Annotated in this window: 16 protein-coding genes; 11 read left to right on the top strand and 5 right to left on the bottom strand. The window is 71.2% G+C overall.

What is annotated here, in order from left to right:
* Positions 1-4: 4 nt before the first annotated feature.
* Together ACFZDL_RS14580 and ACFZDL_RS14575 are read right to left on the bottom strand one after the other, a co-directional pair.
* Complete coding sequence (locus ACFZDL_RS14580) at positions 5-271, bottom strand: MoaD/ThiS family protein (protein WP_353589555.1); 267 nt, start codon at positions 269-271, stop codon at positions 5-7.
* Between the two features lie 25 nt (positions 272-296).
* On the bottom strand, positions 297-2,075 hold the full coding sequence (locus tag ACFZDL_RS14575; protein ID WP_353589553.1) for a fatty acyl-AMP ligase: 1,779 nt from the start codon (positions 2,073-2,075) through the stop codon (positions 297-299).
* A 252-nt stretch (positions 2,076-2,327) separates the two neighbouring features.
* Here ACFZDL_RS14575 and ACFZDL_RS14570 point away from each other — a divergent pair, with 252 nt between their 5' ends.
* From ACFZDL_RS14570 to ACFZDL_RS14535, 8 genes are all read left to right on the top strand, one after another.
* A complete protein-coding gene (locus ACFZDL_RS14570; RefSeq protein ID WP_353589551.1) occupies positions 2,328-3,761 on the top strand; it encodes an MFS transporter in 1,434 nt (477 codons plus the stop codon).
* Positions 3,762-3,940: 179 nt separating this feature from the next.
* Positions 3,941-5,293 carry a cytochrome P450 gene (locus ACFZDL_RS14565; RefSeq protein ID WP_353589768.1) on the top strand — a complete coding sequence of 451 codons (1,353 nt, stop codon included), beginning with the start codon at positions 3,941-3,943 and terminating at the stop codon, positions 5,291-5,293.
* A gap of 142 nt (positions 5,294-5,435) precedes the next feature.
* Positions 5,436-5,732, top strand: coding sequence for a hypothetical protein (locus tag ACFZDL_RS14560; RefSeq protein WP_353589550.1), 297 nt, complete (start codon positions 5,436-5,438; stop codon positions 5,730-5,732).
* On the top strand, positions 5,729-6,679 hold the full coding sequence (locus ACFZDL_RS14555; RefSeq protein WP_353589548.1) for an acyl-ACP desaturase: 951 nt from the start codon (positions 5,729-5,731) through the stop codon (positions 6,677-6,679). Before ACFZDL_RS14560 ends, ACFZDL_RS14555 begins: the two co-directional genes overlap by 4 nt.
* On the top strand, positions 6,655-7,131 hold the full coding sequence (locus ACFZDL_RS14550; protein WP_353589546.1) for a 4'-phosphopantetheinyl transferase superfamily protein: 477 nt from the start codon (positions 6,655-6,657) through the stop codon (positions 7,129-7,131). Before ACFZDL_RS14555 ends, ACFZDL_RS14550 begins: the two co-directional genes overlap by 25 nt.
* A complete protein-coding gene (locus ACFZDL_RS14545) occupies positions 7,118-7,507 on the top strand; it encodes an acyl-CoA thioesterase (RefSeq protein WP_353589544.1) in 390 nt (129 codons plus the stop codon). The genes ACFZDL_RS14550 and ACFZDL_RS14545 overlap by 14 nt, the downstream gene beginning before the upstream one ends.
* 82 nt (positions 7,508-7,589) lie before the next feature.
* Positions 7,590-8,537, top strand: coding sequence for an alpha/beta fold hydrolase (locus tag ACFZDL_RS14540; RefSeq protein WP_353589543.1), 948 nt, complete (start codon positions 7,590-7,592; stop codon positions 8,535-8,537).
* Between the two features lie 10 nt (positions 8,538-8,547).
* Complete coding sequence (locus ACFZDL_RS14535; RefSeq protein ID WP_353589541.1) at positions 8,548-10,149, top strand: AMP-binding protein; 1,602 nt, start codon at positions 8,548-8,550, stop codon at positions 10,147-10,149.
* Positions 10,150-10,239: 90 nt separating this feature from the next.
* On the opposite strand, the gene ACFZDL_RS14530 is transcribed toward ACFZDL_RS14535, so the two are convergent.
* The 3 genes from ACFZDL_RS14530 to ACFZDL_RS14520 all read right to left on the bottom strand — a co-directional run bounded on the left by ACFZDL_RS14530 (position 10,240) and on the right by ACFZDL_RS14520 (position 13,882).
* Entirely contained in the window at positions 10,240-11,781 is a 1,542-nt protein-coding gene (locus ACFZDL_RS14530; RefSeq protein WP_353589539.1) for a hypothetical protein, read from the bottom strand.
* A gap of 186 nt (positions 11,782-11,967) precedes the next feature.
* Positions 11,968-13,191: a DUF4032 domain-containing protein gene (locus tag ACFZDL_RS14525; protein WP_353589538.1), complete on the bottom strand. Its 1,224-nt coding sequence runs from the start codon at positions 13,189-13,191 to the stop codon at positions 11,968-11,970.
* 97 nt (positions 13,192-13,288) lie between these two features.
* Entirely contained in the window at positions 13,289-13,882 is a 594-nt protein-coding gene (locus tag ACFZDL_RS14520; RefSeq protein ID WP_353589536.1) for a TetR/AcrR family transcriptional regulator, read from the bottom strand.
* 98 nt (positions 13,883-13,980) lie between these two features.
* On the opposite strand from ACFZDL_RS14520, the gene ACFZDL_RS14515 reads away from it, so the two are divergent.
* From ACFZDL_RS14515 to ACFZDL_RS14505, 3 genes are all read left to right on the top strand, one after another.
* Positions 13,981-14,829, top strand: a complete 849-nt coding sequence (locus ACFZDL_RS14515; protein ID WP_353589535.1) for an NAD(P)H-binding protein — start codon at positions 13,981-13,983, stop codon at positions 14,827-14,829.
* Positions 14,830-14,915: 86 nt separating this feature from the next.
* Positions 14,916-15,782, top strand: coding sequence for a haloalkane dehalogenase (locus tag ACFZDL_RS14510; protein WP_353589533.1), 867 nt, complete (start codon positions 14,916-14,918; stop codon positions 15,780-15,782).
* A 65-nt stretch (positions 15,783-15,847) separates the two neighbouring features.
* Positions 15,848-16,696 carry an EamA family transporter gene (locus tag ACFZDL_RS14505; protein ID WP_353589531.1) on the top strand — a complete coding sequence of 283 codons (849 nt, stop codon included), beginning with the start codon at positions 15,848-15,850 and terminating at the stop codon, positions 16,694-16,696.
* Positions 16,697-16,742: the final 46 nt, after the last annotated feature.

Here is a 16,742-nt window from a genome sequence, read left to right as displayed (position 1 = left end):
GGCGCTAGCCCCCGGATATCGCGGTGACGATGTCCACCCGGTCGTCCTCGGTGGCCTCCCGGTCCAGCTCGTCCAGAGTGAGCTTTTCGCCGTTGAGGGCGATCAGATGGGTGGCGCGCACGCTTCCCTCGCGGTCCATCAGCACCTCGGCCAGGTCCGGGTAGCGGTCGGTCAGCGCGGTCAGCCCGTCGCGCACGGTGTCGCCGCCGACCTCGATCTCGCTCTCGTAGTCGGTGAACCGGAGCAGGACGCCCCGCACTTTGACGATCACGTCGGTTTCCCCCTCGTGGATGTGGTCATGTCGCGCCCGCGGGCCGGGCGGGAGCCTGGAGGCGGGCCAGCTCGTCGAGCTCGCCGGCGAGGAACTGGCGGCGCGCCAGCCAGCGCTGCACCTTGCCGCTGGAGGTCTTGGGGATGGTCCGGGGCCGCACCAGGACCACGGTGTACGGCGGGATGCTCAGCTCCATCGAGACCGCCCGCCGGATCCCCTCGACGGCCGCCGCGTACTGCTCCTCTTCCCCTTCTTTGACGGGGTTCGCCTCGTAGACCAGCACCAGCCGCTCGGCCGCGCCCTCGTCGTCCTCGATCGCGAAGGCGGCGCCGCAGTTGCGGCGGATGCCGGGGACCTCGGCCTCGCAGACCCGCTCGATGTCGACGGGGTGGTAGTTGCGCCCGTTGACGACGATCAGGTCCTTCAGCCGCCCCGCCGGGAACAGCTCGCCGTCCAGGACGAACCCGAGGTCGCCGGTGCGCAGATACGGGCCGTCGCCGGTGGTGGTCGTGGCGCCGAAGGTGGCGTCGGTGTCCTTTGGCCGCCGCCAGTAGCCGTCGGCGACGCTCGGTGAGTCGATCCAGATCTCGCCCACCGCGCCCTCGCCCAGCGGCTCGCCCGTGGCCGGGTCGGCGATCAGCAGCCTGGTCCCCGGGCCGGGGGAGCCGCAGCTCACCAGGGACCTGGAGCGCTCCTCGGACCCGGCCGGGCGGGCCGTGCCGTGCACGTCGAGCGCGTCGCGCGCGACCTCGACCGAGCGCCAGCCGCCCAGGGGTTTGCCGCCGGTCACGAACAGAGTCGCCTCGGCGAGCCCGTAACACGGGTAGAACGACTCGGCTCTGAAGCCGCAGGGCGCGAAACGCTCGGCGAAGCGCGCCATGGTGTCGGCGCGGACCGGTTCGGCACCGGTGAAGACCAGCTCCACGCCCGACAGGTCGAGCCCTTCCAGGTCCGCGTCCTTGGCGCGCCGTACGCACAGGTCGTACGCGAAGTTCGGGCCGCCGGTGACCGTCACGCCGTAGCGGGAGACCATGCGCAGCCAGGACAGCGGGCGGCGCAGAAACGTCACCGGCGACATGAGCGTCACCGGGATGCCGAAGGACAGCGGGGTGAGGATGCCGCCGATCAGCCCCATGTCGTGGTACGGGGGCAGCCAGACGCCGCCCGAGCTGCCCTGGTGCAGCCCGAACCCGCGGGCGATCTCCAGGGAGTTGTCGAGCAGCTGGGCGTGGCTGAGCATGACGCCGCGCGGCAGCGACGTCGACCCCGAGGTGTACTGCAGCAGCGCCAGCCGGTCCGGCCGGATCTGAGGCAGCGGGCCCTCGGCCCTCTCGCCGGTGGGCTCGGCCAGGTCGGTCGCGATCAGGCGGGGGGTGCGGCCGGCGAGCGCCGTGGCGAGCCAGCCGTCCAGCAGCGGTGCGATGTCCGAGGTGGTCAGGACGGTGTCCGAGCCGGTGTCCTCGATGATGGCGGCGAGCCGCGGCATCGTACGCGCCAGGCGCGCCGGGTCGGGCGGGAAGGCGGGCACCGCGGGCACCCCGGCGTAGAAGCAGCCGAACAGCCCCGCGAGGTAGTCCAGGCCGGGCGCGAAGAGCAGCAGCGCCGGATCGGGCCGCCCGCCGGTGGCGGCCGACAGCCTGGCCGCGACGGCTCGTGCGCGCGCGTCGAGCTCGGCGTAGGTGATCCGGTCGGCCGACTCGTCGTCCGCCACGAACCGGTAGGCGAGGGCGTCGGGCTCCCGCGCCGCCCGCTCACTCAGCAGCCGCGCGAAGCTTCCGGCGCCGCGACCATATGGACCAGCCACTTCAGCCGTCTCCCCCCGCGGTCGACCTCCGTGATCGACCCCCGTGATCGACACGGCGAGCAAGTGTTACAGCAATGTTGACGGTGGGTCAATGATCTTATGCAGACGGTCGGTTGAGGCGTGGAGGGTGTGTTCCGTGGGGCCGCCGGGGGGATTGACACTCACGGGTAACAACGAGCATCGTGATCGCCGAACCAGGGTGAAGGATCGGTGCCTGTCGACCGCGCGCTCCTGTCCAAGAGGGGACACCCCATGACCGACTTACCGGTCGCTCCCGACGGAACGCGGGGCGCCGTGGCGGGCGAGCCCGCCGCCGGCCCACCCGCCCGGCCACCCGTCAAGCTGGTCCTGCTGTGCTGCCTCGGCGCCTTCGTGGCATTCCTGGACAGCACCATCGTGAACGTGGCGTTCCCCAACATCGCCGAGGACTTCGACACCACCGATCTGCCCACCCTGTCCTGGGTGCTCAACGGCTACAACGTGGTGATCGCGGCGCTCCTGATGCCCGCCGGCCGGGCGGCCGACCGGCTCGGCTGCCGGCGGTCCTTCGCGGTGGGCCTCACCACCTTCACCGTCGCCTCCGCGGTCTGCGGGATCTCCGGCTCGGCCGCCGTCCTCATCGGCGCCCGGCTGGTGCAGGCGCTCGGCGCCGCGATCCTCGTCCCCACCTCGCTCGCGCTGCTGCTGCCCATGTTCCCGATGGCCAAGCGGCTGACGGCGATCACCATCTGGAGCGCGTCCGCGGCGCTGGCCGCCGGGATCGGGCCCGGCCTCGGCGGGCTGCTCGCCGAGCACTGGAGCTGGCGGGCGGTGTTCCTGGTGAACATCCCGATCGGGATCGTCGCCGTATGGGCCGGCCGGCACCTCGCTGAGCAGCGCGAACGCGGCGGCCCCACCCCCGACGTGCTGGGCTCGGCGCTGCTCGGCGCCTCCCTGGGCCTGCTCGCCCTGGGCCTGGTCAAGGCCCCCGACTGGGACTGGGCGAGCGGGCGCACCCTCGGCTGCCTGATCGGCGGGGCGGCGCTGGCGGTGGCGGTGGTGGTGCGCAGCGCACGCCATCCGGCCCCGGTCCTCTCCCTCGATCTGCTGCGCTCGCGCAACGCCGTGGGCGGCAACATCGGCTCGATGCTGTTCTCGGTGACCTTCTACGCCGTCATCCTGAACAACATCCTGTTCCTGACCGGCCGCTGGAACTGGTCCCTGCTCACCGCGGGCCTGGCCACCACGCCGCCGCCGCTGGCCACCGCCCTGGTGGCCCGGCCGGCCGCCCGCCTCGCCGAGAAATTCGGCGATCAGCTGGTCGTCATCGCGGGCTGTCTGATCTACATCTGCGGCACCTTGCTGCTGTTCTGGGGCGGCGGCCAGGACCCGGACTTCCTCACCCACTGGCTGCCCGGGGCGGCCGTCATGGGGCTGGGCGCCGGCCTGGTCTGGCCGGTGCTTGGCGGGGTGGCCCTGGCCGGGGTCGAGCCCAGCCGGCTGGCCACCGCCAGCGCGGCCAACGCCGCCTTCCGGCAGCTGGGCGCGGTCCTCGGCACGGCGCTCGCGGTGTCCATCGTCACCGCGTCCGCGGACGATGCGCTCGGCGGAGCGCGCAACACCTGGTACCTCTCGATCGGCTTCGCCTTCGGGGTGGCGGTGCTCGCGGCCGTGACCGTACGCCGCACCACGGCCCCGGCGGCCTGACACCGGAGACGACGATGACGACCGAGGCGAGCACGGCCAAGGCGGCGGAGACCAAGGCGGCAGAGGCCAAGGCGGCAGAGGCCAAGGCGGCGGAGGCCAAGCCGAGCACGGCCACGGCCGCCGGGGCGACCGGAGTGACCGAGGCGCCGTGCGCGGCCGGAACGCGGCTGCTCGGCTCGATGGCCGACCTGCTGGGCGATCCGCTGGCGGCCTATCTGCGGGCCCGCCGCGACCACGGCGACGTCGTCCGGTTCCGCGCCGGGCCGCCCGGCCTGCGGCGGGACATCTACGCCGTGTTCTCGGCCGAGGGCGTCCAGCAGGTCCTGGCCACGGAGGCGGCCAACTTCCGCAAGGACAACGTCATCTACCAAGAGCTGCGGCAGGCCCTCGGCAACGGCCTGCTCACCAGCCAGGACGAGGACTACCGGCGCCAGCGCCGGCTCATCCAGCCGCTGTTCACCCGCCGCCGGGTCGAGGGCTACGCCGCCGCCGTCACCTCGGAGGCCACCGCGCTGGCCGCCCGCTGGCGGGAGACCCCCGGCGAGGGCGTCGAGCTGGTGGAGGAGATGCGCGGATACGCGCTGCGCGTCGTCGGCCGCGTCCTGTTCGGCTCCGATGTCGAGCAGACCATCGAGGTCGTCCGGGACAGCCTGCCCATGCTCAACGAGCGCGCCCGGGCCCGCGCCCTGTCCCCGGTCAAGCTGCCCCGCGGCTGGCCCACCCCCGCCAACCGCCGCGCCGCCCGGGCCCAGGCCGGGCTGTACGCGCTGTGCGACGCGATCATCGGCAAGCGCATGGACGACCGGGAGCGCGACGGGCACGAGCGCGCGCCCGGAACCGGAGAGGAGGGCGGCGCCGAGGATCTGCTCACCCTCCTCATCCGCGCCCACAACGCCGAAGACGGCAGTCTGACCCGCGCCGAACTGCGGGAACAGGTCCTGGTCTTCTTCCTCGCCGGACACGACACCACCGCCACCGCGCTCACCTTCGCCCTCCACCTCCTGGCCCGCCACCCGGCCGAGCAGCAACGGGTGCACGAGGAGCTGGACCGGGTGCTCCCCGACGGCCGCACCCCCACCGCGGCGGATCTGGAGGCCCTGCCCCGCCTCACCATGGTGCTGAAGGAGGCCATGCGGCTCTTCCCGCCGTCCCCGGCCGTCAGCCGTCTGGCCGTGGCCGACACCGTCGTCGGCGGCCGCCGTGTCCCGGCCGGTGCCGCCGTGCTCGTCAGCCAGTGGGTCGCCCACCGCCACCCCGCCTACTGGGAGGATCCGGAGCGCTTCGACCCGGAGCGCTTCACCCCGCGGGCGGAGGCCGCCCGGCCGCGTTACGCGTACTTCCCGTTCGGCGGCGGGCCCAGGGCCTGCGTCGGCCAGCACTTCTCGACGCTGCATTCGGTGCTGAGCCTGGCGACGCTGCTGCGCGCGTACGAGGTGGAAGACGCGACGGACGGCGGCGACATTCCGCTCGGCGCCGGGATCACGCTGCTGACGAAGGGGCCGGTGCGCATCCGTGTACGACCCCGCATCTAATTGGCGACATTGCCGTGATATCGCCGGACCGGCACATTCGGGTAACTCGGATTGGAGTCCTCCGTTTGCTCAGTTGGCATCAACTTGCCTGTGTCTCCGATCACTTGGCCGAAAGAGCGGAAAGCCAGTACGCTTCTGAACCATGGTCACACCTGAAGTAGAGCCTTACATCCGGCAGAAATTCGCCGAGAACGCGGGCCTCACGGAAGAGCAGCTATTCAAGGCCGACGCGACATTGGCCGACGTCATCGCCGGTAGCCCCCGAATGACCAACAGCATCGATCTCATGGAAGCGTTTGCGCGCACCGCAAACGCATTGCGCAAGGACTACGGCGTGCGGGTGCGCCTCCCGGCGCTTCCTCTCGACACCCCGATTACGACCGTGCTGAAGACCTTCCTCGACGAATTCGAGCGTCAGCAAAAGGAGGCGGCCGCATGAGTATCGCCGAGACGGACCGCGCCTCGTCCCCGGTCATCCGCCGGTCGGCCGCCTCGGAGGGGCCGCCCGCCATCATCACCGACCTCTACGGCGCGCTGACCGAGCGCGGTATGTCCCTGGTCGACATCACCTGGGAGCAGCAGCGGCTGCACGAGTCCCGGCGGTGGAGCGTCGTGGAGATGCTGGCGGCCGTCGACCTGGACAGCCTCACCCCGCTCGACCGCAACCTGGTCTGGAACGCGGGCCGGGCCGAGCTGACCACCAAGCCGGGCGCGGACCGCCTCGAGCGCCAGGCGGAGGCCGAGGTCCGGCGCTGGCAGGACAAGAACCCTACGGTCGCCTCGATCATGGAGGCGTGCGGCACCTGGAGCCGCTACTGGAACGAGGAGGAAGCCCACCACGAGACGGTCTTCAACCGGCTGGCCGATCTCAGCGGGATGGAGCCGATCTCGGACGAGACCTTCATCCAGTTCCGCCAGGTCTTCCCCGACGACGACATGCTCCGCACCCTGGTGCTGCTCGCCATCTCCGAGATCACGGCCGCGGTCAACTACGGCCAGTGCCAGCACGTCATCGAGGACCAGGGGCTGCGCCGCATTTTCAAGCAGGTCGCCGCCGACGAGATCCAGCACCGCAACTACTTCGTCTCCTTCGCCAAGGCCCTGGTGGACAGCGGCGAATACCCGGCCAAGGACGCGTTCGCGGTGGCCCACCTCTTCCTCCGCGAGGACGGCGAACTGCAGGGGAGTGCCCGCACCCAGCTGGAGCAGCGCGGTTCGCATGTGAACTGGTGGGACCAGCTCGAAGTGGGCGACAGCGACTTCCGTCCCGAGGCGCTGGAGAAGAAGGAGCAGCTGATCTGCGGCGCCCTGAAGAAGATCACCGGGATCGAGGTCCATTCCCGTGAAGAGGTCGAGGACACGTGGATGGATCTCGTCGGGAGCTGATCGGTCTGGGGCACGACCTCCAGCGGATCAGTGAACTGGAGGTCGCCTCCTCTCTCCGCGAACCCGATGTCTTCTTCACCCGTGGAGAACTGCGCCACTTCGAATCCAAGATCTCTCCCCTGGAGAGCATGGCGGGGGCGTTCGCGGCCAAAGAAGCTCTTTTCAAAGCAATTCCGGCGGCGGACGAGACCTGGTTCTGGACCGATGCCGAGCTGGTCCACGACCACCATGGCGCACCGCGGTTCCAGGCCCATGGAGCGCTGGCGGACCATCTGGCCCGGCACCGGCTGCGGGTGAGCGTTTCCCTCTCGCACAGCGGCGGTTTCGTATCCGCCGTGGTCATGGTGGTCGGCGGGACCTCCGCACTGACACGTTTCTTCGACACGACCAATCGGGCGGTACGACGTGTTTTTCGGCGAATCCCGGCTGACCCTGCCGGTGCGCCCCAATGACCTCGACGCGCTGGGGCATGTGAACAACGCGGTCGCGCTCGAATATCTGGAGGCCGGCCGGTGGGACTGGCTCGGCCGCCAGGGGCTGGTGCACGGCGATCGCATGATCGCGGTGGTCGCCCGCACCGAGATCGACTACCTGGCGGAGATCCCCCGTGGCCGGGTCGAGGTGCGTACGTCCCTCGAATCGCCGTCCGCGGAGGAGTTCGACGAGGACGACCTCACCTTCCGGGCGCGGTTCCGGCAGCGCCTCCACCTTCCGGACGTGGCGCGCCCCGCGGTGGACGCCCTGGTCACCGTGGCCTTCCTGGACGCCGCCCAGCGGTGCCTGGTCTCGATGCAGGACTTCCTCGCGGCCTCCGCCGTCTCCCGCTGAACGGCGCCGAACCGGGCCGAACAGCGCCGAACGGGGCAGAACCGGGCTGGGCGAGGCTGAACGAGCAGGATTGGAGAGCGCGATGAGCACGGCAGACGACCCGGCGGAGACCGAACGCTGGGTGCCGACCTCCGACGGCCATGAGCTGCACCTCAGGCAGGTGCGGCCGGCGGCGGGCGGCGCGGCGGCGCCCGGAGTGCTGTTCCTGCCCGGCCTGTTCGCGGACGGCGGGTTCTTCCTCGGCAGATCCGGGCAGGGGCCCGCGAAGGCGTTCCTGGACGAGGGCTTCACCGCGTACGTGGCCTCGCTGCGCGGCCACGGCCCCAGCCGCTGGCCCGAGCGGCGGGCCTACGACTGGAACTTCGACACCTATGTGCGCCACGACGTCCCGGATCTGATCCGGGCGGTCTCCGCCGTCCACGACGGGCCGCTGTTCGTCCTGGCGCACAGCATGGTCGGCTATGCGGCCCTGGCCGCGCTCGGCGTCGACCCCGACCTGCAGAAACGTCTCGCCGGGGTGGTCACCGTCTCCTCGGCGGTCAACGACTACAGCGACGGCGGACTGTCCAAACGCGCCCAGGTGACGTTCTCCGCGGTGATCTCCCGGCTCGTCGGGCGGTTCCCGGCGCGGGCGCTCAAGCAGGGCCGCTGGGACGAACCGCCCGGCCTGATGCGGCAGTTCGCCGCCTGGGCCCCCTCCGGCGCCTTCCGCAGCGCCGACGGAGCGACGGACTACTGGCAGGCCCTCGGACAGGTGACGCTGCCGGTGCTGGTCGGGATCGGCGCGGGCGACACCTTCCACGCGTCCCCCGCCCGGGCCCGGAAGCTGGCCGACCACCTCGGCGGCGGCGCGGAGTTCGCCCTCTTCGGCCGCGAGACCGGGCTCAGCTGGGACCCCGGCCATGTCGATGTGATCCGCGGCGCACGCGCCCAGGAACAGGTGCTGCCCCAGCTGGTGGCCTGGATGCGCGGGACATCCCCTTCCGGCGACGCCCGTGGCGGCGCCACCGACGACACGACCAAGGAGTAGGAGAGGCGCGGTGCTCGAGCACATTCAGCGCAACCAGGAGTGCCCGCCCGAACGGGGCCTGTACCTGTACGACAAGTTCATCGACCCGCCCGAGTTCATCAGCTACCAGGGCTTCCCGGAGCAGGTCGCCGCGTACGCCGACTTCTTCCGCGACCAGGGCGTCGAACCGGGGGCGCGGGTGCTGTTCCCGTTCGAGACCTCCAGCGCGGTGATCTTCGCGTTCCTGGGCCTCATGGAGCTCGGCGCCGTCCCGCTGTCGGTCAAACCGCTGGTCCTGGACACGCCGAGGGACGCCTATCTGGACTTCCTGGGCCGGGTCGCACGGGACTACGAGGCGGTCCGCGTGCTGGAGACCCCGACCGTCGCCACCCTCGACCTGCCCGTCCCCACCCTGCCGCTGCCGCCGGCCGGCATCCGCAGGCCCGGCGCCCGGCTGCGCACCCCCGCCGCCGACGAACTGGCCTTCGTACAGTTCTCGTCCGGGTCGACGTCCTTCCCCAAGGGCATCCCGGTCCGGCAGGACATGCTCCGCACCAACCTGACCATGATCACCCGTACGGACGGCCGGAAGCCCGAGGAGCGGGTCAGCAGCTGGCTGCCGCTCTACCACGACATGGGACTGGTCGGCGGACTGCTCTCCTGCCTGGCCGTGGGGTGCGATCTGCTGCTCGCCGAGCCGGTGACGTTCCTGTTCGACGCCCGTGGCTGGTGGGAGCACATGGCCAGGGAGGGGGCCGCCGGCACGGTGATCCCCAACTTCGCGGTCGACTACTCGCTCAAGCTGATGCAGGACCTCGACGAAGAGGAGCTGACCGAGATCGACCTGTCCCGGGTGCGGTCGATCTACCTCGGCAGCGAACCCATCAACCTGCCCAACCTCAACGCCTTCCTGGACCTGATGGCCCCGGCGGGGCTGCGGCGCGATGTGTTCATGCCCTGCTACGGCATGGCCGAGGCCGTACTGCTGGTCTCCAGCCGCCCGGTCAGCAGCGAGATCCGGGTCGTCGAGACCCCCTCGGGAGTGCCGGCCATCTCGGTGGGCCGCCCGATGCCGGAGTACACCGTGCGCCTCCGCGATGAGCGGGGGCGGGTGTGCGAGGACGGCCAACTGGGCGAGATCGAACTGGCCGGCGGCAGCCTGGCCGCCTCCTACCTCGACAAACAGGCCCCGCTGACAGGGGACGACGGCTACTACGCCACCGGCGACATCGGATTCCTCGACGACGGCGAGCTGTTCATCACCGGCCGCATCAGCGACCGGATCAAGGTGGGCGGTCAGAGCTACTTCGCCGCCGACTTCGAACAGGCGATAGAGCGGCTGGACTTCGTGCGCGACGGCCGCACGGCCGTGGTGCAGATCGGCGCGGACATCGTCGTCCTGGCCGAGGTGGACCGCACGGCACGCGACGACATCCAGGGCAGCCGGGCGACGATCGTCGACCATCTGGTGCGCACGGTCGGGGTGACGGTGCGGGCCACCGATGTGCACTACGTACGCCCCGGCCAGCTGGAGCGCACCAGCAGCGGCAAGCTGCGGCGGCGGGCGATCGCGGAGGCGTACGAGCAGCGGCGGCTGAAGGGGCTGACCTTCGACCTGCCCGCGGGCGGCTGAGCCGGACCGGACAGCGGGCTCCGCCCCAGACCCCCGTCCAGGGGCGGAGCCCGATCCGCGCGGCGCAGCCGCACACCGACGGTCCGGGAGCTACTTCGCCCCGAGCACCAGGGCCAGCGGCACCTTCTCGTGGGACTCGGTCGAGGGCTTCATGGCGTTCTTGCTGCCGACGTAGAGCCGCTTGCCCGCGTAGATGATCTGCCCGTCCGTGGAGTAGCTGTTCTCGGCGAACGCGGTGTCCTCCGGGTTCTGCATCAGCTTCTTCTTCTCGTGTGATGTGGTGTCGATGCGCCAGACCGCACTGCCCTGGGTGAACGTGGGCTCCTGGTAGGCCAGGAGCGACGCGCCGTTCTCGTCGAGCCGGAGCGGCACCAGCGGGCCGCCCTCGGCGCCGTCGGCCTTGGCGGTCACCTTGCCGGTCTTCAGATCGATGACGACGATCTCGTTGGACGGACCCGAATCGGCGCCCGCGCGGTAGTCCGTGCCCATGTAGAGCACACCGGCCGCCTTGTCGACGACGATCTGCGTACAGCCCCCGACGTCGGTCGCCCCGCAGTCGGCCTGGTACTTGCCGCCCTCCATGCCGAACTTGCTCAGCAGCCTGCCCTCTTTGCCGCTGTCGTCGACCGCCAGGAAGTCGGAGACCCCCGAGCCCGACGAGTCGCCCGCGTTGACCCCGATGACCAGGGGGTCGGTGGAGACCACATGGGCGTACTCGATGCCCGACGTCACCTTGTACGAGGACTTCACCGCCCGGGTCTTCGGGTCCACGGTCTGGACCTCCAGCTGCGGGCTGCCGGACACCTCGCACTCGCGCACGGCGATCAGCTTCGGCCCCTCACCGAAGTAGCCGTTGTCCGAGCACTCCTCGTCCGACTCCGGCATCCACAGCGGCTTGCCGTCGATCGACCAGGCCGCGCCGCCGGAGAGGCCGCCCGCGGCGACGGTGTCGCCGCCTATGGTCACCTCGTCGAACATGATCGGGCTGTCGGAAGCCCACTCACCGGTCTCCTTGCCCTGCTTCGTCCAGACCAGCTTGCCCTTCTTCAGATCGACCAGGCCGACCTGGGTGCAGACCGAGGGGTCCTTGGAGTCGTCCTCGAAGAGGATCGCGGTCAGGCCCGCCTCGGTGACCTGCGGCGAGGACCAGCAGATCTCGCCGTCGAGCGGGATCTGCCACGAGGCGGAGCCCCCGGTGAGCGGATAGCCGACGATCTTCTTGACGTCCGCCTTGACGAACTTCTCGTCGGTCACCCACATGCCCGGGGTGTTGACCATCTTGGCGACCTTCGGCATCGGGACCTCGCCCAGCACCTGTGCCTCGACGGCCCCGTCCGCCGAGGCGTCGCTCCCGCCCCCGCCGGAGTCCTTGCCCACGGCCAGCCAGACGCCGCCGGCGACCAGCGCCAGCGCCACCACCGCGCCGACCACGATCCCGACGGGCGACTTCGACTGCTGCCGCCTCCGGCTCGCCCGGCCCCCGCCGGGCGGCGGGCCGGGCGGCGGCCCTTGCTGCGGCATCTGGGGCTGCTGTGGCATGTACGGCTGCTGCGGCGTCTGCGGTGGGGCCGGCGGTCCCGGGGGGCCCGGCGGCGGATAGCCGTATCCGGACGGCGGGGGCGGCTGGGACATCCCGATTCTCCTTCTCGCAGGGGTGGTCGCACGGGTCACACGAATATGTGGACCGACCATGTGAACCGGCAGCGAGAAGGATTTCTATCAAACGCGCGCCATTAATGCACGCCGCGGGGCCCGGATTCCCGAAAACCGCAGTTCACGAGATTACTGATCCAAATTCCAGTGGAAATGTTCCGCGGATTATTTTCCGAATTCGGCCTGCCGGGGGAGGAGCACCGTGCGCACATAGTCCTCGACCGCCGCCTCGAGCCCCACGTCCCGGCCCGCCCGCTCGCACAGCAGCCAGCGGTGTTCGAGCAGTTCGTGGTAGATCTGCGCGGTATCGGTGGAACCCCGCAGCTCCAGGGGCACGGCCCGCACGGTCGGCCGGAAGACGTCGCGGACCCAGCGGTGCGCGAGCACTTCCGGGCGGGCGCCGAGCGGATCGCCCGGAGCGTAGTCGTCCTGCGAGACCATCCACGTCTCCAGGTCGTTGAGGAGGCTGCGCGCCTGATTCTCCTCCGCGTCGAGACCGGTCAGCCGCAGCAATTGCCGCTGATGGTGCCCGGCGTCCACGACTTTCGGCAGAAAAGTGACCGCATCCCCGTCCGGTGAGCTCTGGATCTGCATTTCCGCGACATCGAAACCGAGCTCGTTCAGCCGCCGCACCCGCCGGTCGATGTAGTGCCGCTTGGCCAGCGGATAGACCGACTCGCGGGTCAGCTCGTGCCACAGCTCGTCATACCGCTCGACGATCTCCCGGCCGAACAGCACCGGATCCACGGAGGGGTGCAGCGACCCGCCCGCCTCCAGGTCCATCAGCTCGCCCGCGATGTTCACCCGGGCGACCTCGAGGTCGTAGCTGCGCTGCCCGCCCGACAGCCGCGGATGGAGCTGCCCGGTCTCCGCGTCCACCAGATACGCCGCGTACGCGCCCGCGTCCCGCCGGAACAGCGTGTTGGACAGCGAACAGTCGCCCCAGGCGAAGCCGCTCAGATGCAGCCGCACCAGCAGCACGGCCAGCGCGTCGAGCAGCCGCTTGATGGTGCCGGGCCGCATCGTCGTCTCGAACATCGACCGGTACGGCAGCGAGCCCACCAGATGGCGGGTGATCAGCGCGGGCTCCAGCGGCCGGCCGTGCTCATCGGTGCGCCCCGTCACCACCGCGACCGCGTCCACGGCGGGCACGGCCAGCCGGTCCAGGTCACGCAGCAGCCCGTACTCCCGCACGGCCGCCCACTCGCCGACCTCCTTGACCGCCACCACCTCCCCGCCCGCCCGCGCGAACCGCACCACATGGCGCGAGATACCACGCGGCAGCGCGACCAGATGCTCCTCCGGCCACTGCTCCAGCGGGACGCTCCACGGGAGGTCCAGGAGGGCGGCCGGGTGCTCGGGGGAGGTCGCGGTGATTTTGAGGTCCATGGAGAAACCAGTGACACACCCGCGCGCCGGAGTCCAGGGTTCGGCGCCCGGCAGCGACGGGTATCACACCCGCTGATGCGAGGCTGATCAGGGCTGATCAGCTCAGGGTGTCCAGCCAGCGGGTGAGGCGGTCCCCCTCGCGGGTCATGATCTCCGGGTCGCGCAGGGCGTTGGAGAGCAGCGACATGCCCTGGTACGCGCCGACGAGCGTGAGCGCCGGCCCCGCGGGGTCGGCCACGCCCATCTCGCGGAACTGCCGCTCCACCCAGTCCAGCAGCCGCCGCACGACCTGGCCCGCCGCGAGGTCGAGGCCGCCTTCGTCGCGTTTGCCGAGCTCGGTGGCGAGGGTGCCGGTGGGGCAGCCGTAGCGGGCCGCGATGTCGCGTTGGCCGATCCAGGCGGCCACCAGGCCCTTGAGGCGTTCGCGCGGGTCGGGGAGTTGGTCGAGCCGATCGGTGAGGGTCCGCAGATGGGAGACGTGCTCGGCGAGGGCCGCCTCGACCAGCTCGTCCTTGGTCTTGAAGTAGTAGTAGACGTTGCCCGCCGGGACATCGGCGGCGCGGGCGATATCGGCGATGGTCGTGCGCTCCACGCCCTGCTCGTGCAAGACCCGGGCCGCGGCGGCCGTCAGCCGCTGCCGCTTGCCGGCGGCTTTGCGCGGAGGGGGCGGCGAATCTCCTGAGTCAGTCACCCGACTCACTATAGACAACCGGGGGCCGGACTGTGCTAGCGTCTCGCCGTACCGAATAAGTCAGTCAACTAACTAACTTACTGAACAGGGAGAACGACATGATCGTGGTGACCGGTGCGACCGGAAACGTCGGGCGGGCGCTGGTACGGATGCTCACCGAGCCCGAGGCCGAGCCCGAGGTCAAGGCCCAGGTGCCGGTGACGGCCGTCTCCCGGCACATCACCGACGCCGACGTGCCCCCGGGGGTGCGGGCGGTGGCCGCCGACCTGGCCGACCCGGCCGGTCTGCGGGGCGCGTTCGAGGGAGCGGAGGCGCTGTTCCTGCTGGTGGCGGGGGAGGACCCGGACGCTCTCCTGGAGGTGGCCAAGTCCGCCGGAATCCGCAGGGTGGTGCTGCTGTCCTCCCAGGGCGCGGGGACCCGCCCGGAGGCCTACGGGCACCCGCGCCGCTTCGAGGCGGCCGTACGGGAGTCCGGGCTGGACTGGACGGTCCTGCGGTCGGGTGGAATGGCGAGCAACGCCTTCGCCTGGGCCGAGCCGATCCGTACCCGGCGGGAGGCCGCGGCGCCCTTCGGCGACGTGGGCCTGCCGTTCATCGACCCCGAGGACGTGGCCGCGGTCGCCGCCGTCGTCCTGCGCGACCAGGCCCCCCATCAGGGCGCCGTCCACACCCTCACCGGCCCCGCCCCCACCACCCCGCGCGAGCGGGCCGCGGCGATCGCGGCGGCGCTCGGCGAACCGGTCCGTTTCACCGAACAGACCCGCGAGGAGGCCCATGAGCTGATGGCGCGCTTCATGCCGCTGCCCGTGGTCGAGGGCACCCTCGCCATCCTCGGCGAACCCACCGAGGACGAGCGGCGGGTGAGCCCCGACGCCGAACGCGTCCTGGGCCGGGCGCCGCGCACCTTCGCCGCCTGGGCCGAGCGCAACATCGCGGCCTTCCGCTGAGCGGGTCGGCAGGCCCCGATTCCCCGGTCACAGGCCTCCGATTCCCCCGTCCCAGGCCCCCGATTCCCCCGTCAAAGGACCCGAACATGCCCGTTGTCCACGTCCACGACTCGACCATCCACTACCGGGAGTCCGGCACCGGAGTGCCGATCGTCTTTCTGCACGGCAATCCGACCTCGTCCTACCTGTGGCGGCATGTCATGCCGGCCGTAGGGCCCGGACGGCTGCTGGCCCCCGATCTGATCGGCATGGGCGAGTCGGGCAAACCCGGGATCGACTACACCTTCGCCGACCACGCCCGCTATCTGGACGCCTGGTTCGACGCGCTCGACCTTCAGGACGTGGTGCTGGTCGGCCACGACTGGGGCGGCGCGCTGGCCTTCGACTGGGCCGCGCGCCATCCGCACCGGGTGCGCGGCATCGCGTTCACCGAAACCATCGTCAAGCCGATGGCCTGGGAGGAGTTCCCCGAAGGCGGCCGGGAGCTGTTCCGGGCGATCAAGACGGACGGCATCGGCGAGGCGATGATCCTCGACGACAACGCCTTCATCGAGCAGGCCCTGCCCGGCACCGTCGCCTCCCCCCTCAGCCAGGGCGACCTCGACGTCTACCGCAAGCCCTACCCCACCCGGGAGAGCCGGCTGCCGCTCCTGCGCTGGCCGCGCTCGATGCCGCTGGGCGGCGAGCCCGCCGACGTCGTGGCCGGGATCGAGGCGTACGACCGGTGGCTCGGGGCCAGCCCCCGAGTGCCCAAGCTCCTGCTGACGTTCGCGCCCGGGCCGGGAGCGATGATGACCCCGGACACCATCGCGTGGTGTGCGAAGAACATCGCCGCCCTGGAGACCGAACACTTTGAGGCGGTCGCCGGGCACCACACCCCCGAGGACCAGCCGGCCCTGATCGCCGCGGCCGTCTCGGCGTGGGCGGACGGACACGGCCTGCGCCTCCCGTGAACCACGGTTCATGAACGCGGCCGCTCGTGGGGACTTGAGATCCCGTACCGGGGCAGTCGTACCGGATGGCTGCTCTCCTCGCACTGGCCTCGGCGGTGTGCTACGGCATCGTCGACTTCGCCGGCGGGCTCCTGTCCCGGCGTGCCCACTTCACCGTCGTCACCTTCCTCGGCCAGATCGGCGGGCTGTTCCTCGCCCTCGTGGCCGCGCTCGCGGTGCCCGCCGAGGCGCTTCGGCCCGAGGACTTGCTGTGGGGAGCGCTGTCCGGCGTCGGGAGCGGCACGGCCATGCACTTCCTCAACCGCGGCCTCAGCCGCGGCGCCATGAGCATCGTGATCCCGCTGAGCGCGGTCACCGGGGTGGCGCTGTCCGTGCTGTGCGGGGTGTGCTTCCTCGGCGACCGTCCCACCGCGCTGTCCTGGCTCGGTATCGGCCTCACCGTCCCCGCCCTGTGGCTCGTCTCCGGCGGCACCGTCCTCGGCCGCGACGAGCGCGGGCCCGGGACGGCGCGGGCCTCGGCGGACGGCCTGATCGCCAGCCTGGGAGTGGCCGTGCAGTACATCGGGCTCGCCCAGGCCGATGCGGCGAGCGGCCTGTGGCCCGTGGCCGCGGGCCGCCTCGCCGCCGTCGCCGTCCTGCTCCCCAGCGCCCGGCGGCACGCTCCGGACTTCCGCCAGCCGCCGAAGCTGCTGGCCCAGGCCCTCCTGACCGGCGCCGGCGCGGCATTGGGGCTGATCCTGTATCTGTGGGCGGCCCACCAGCAGATGCTCGCCATCGCCGTCGTCCTGGCGTCCCTCTACCCGGCCGTTCCCATCGTCCTCGGGCTGACGGCGCTGCGTGAGAAGGTCACCGCGAAGCAGACAACCGGCCTGGTCGGCGCGGCCGTCGCCACCGTTCTGCTGACCCTGGGATGAGGCGGCGGCGGGCCCCTCGACCCGCCCACGGCTCCGATCTCGCCGA

Source organism: Streptomyces sp. NPDC007917 (assembly GCF_042959105.1).
Lineage (GTDB): Bacteria > Actinomycetota > Actinomycetes > Streptomycetales > Streptomycetaceae > Streptomyces.
This window is presented reverse-complemented; position numbering and strand designations above follow the sequence as displayed.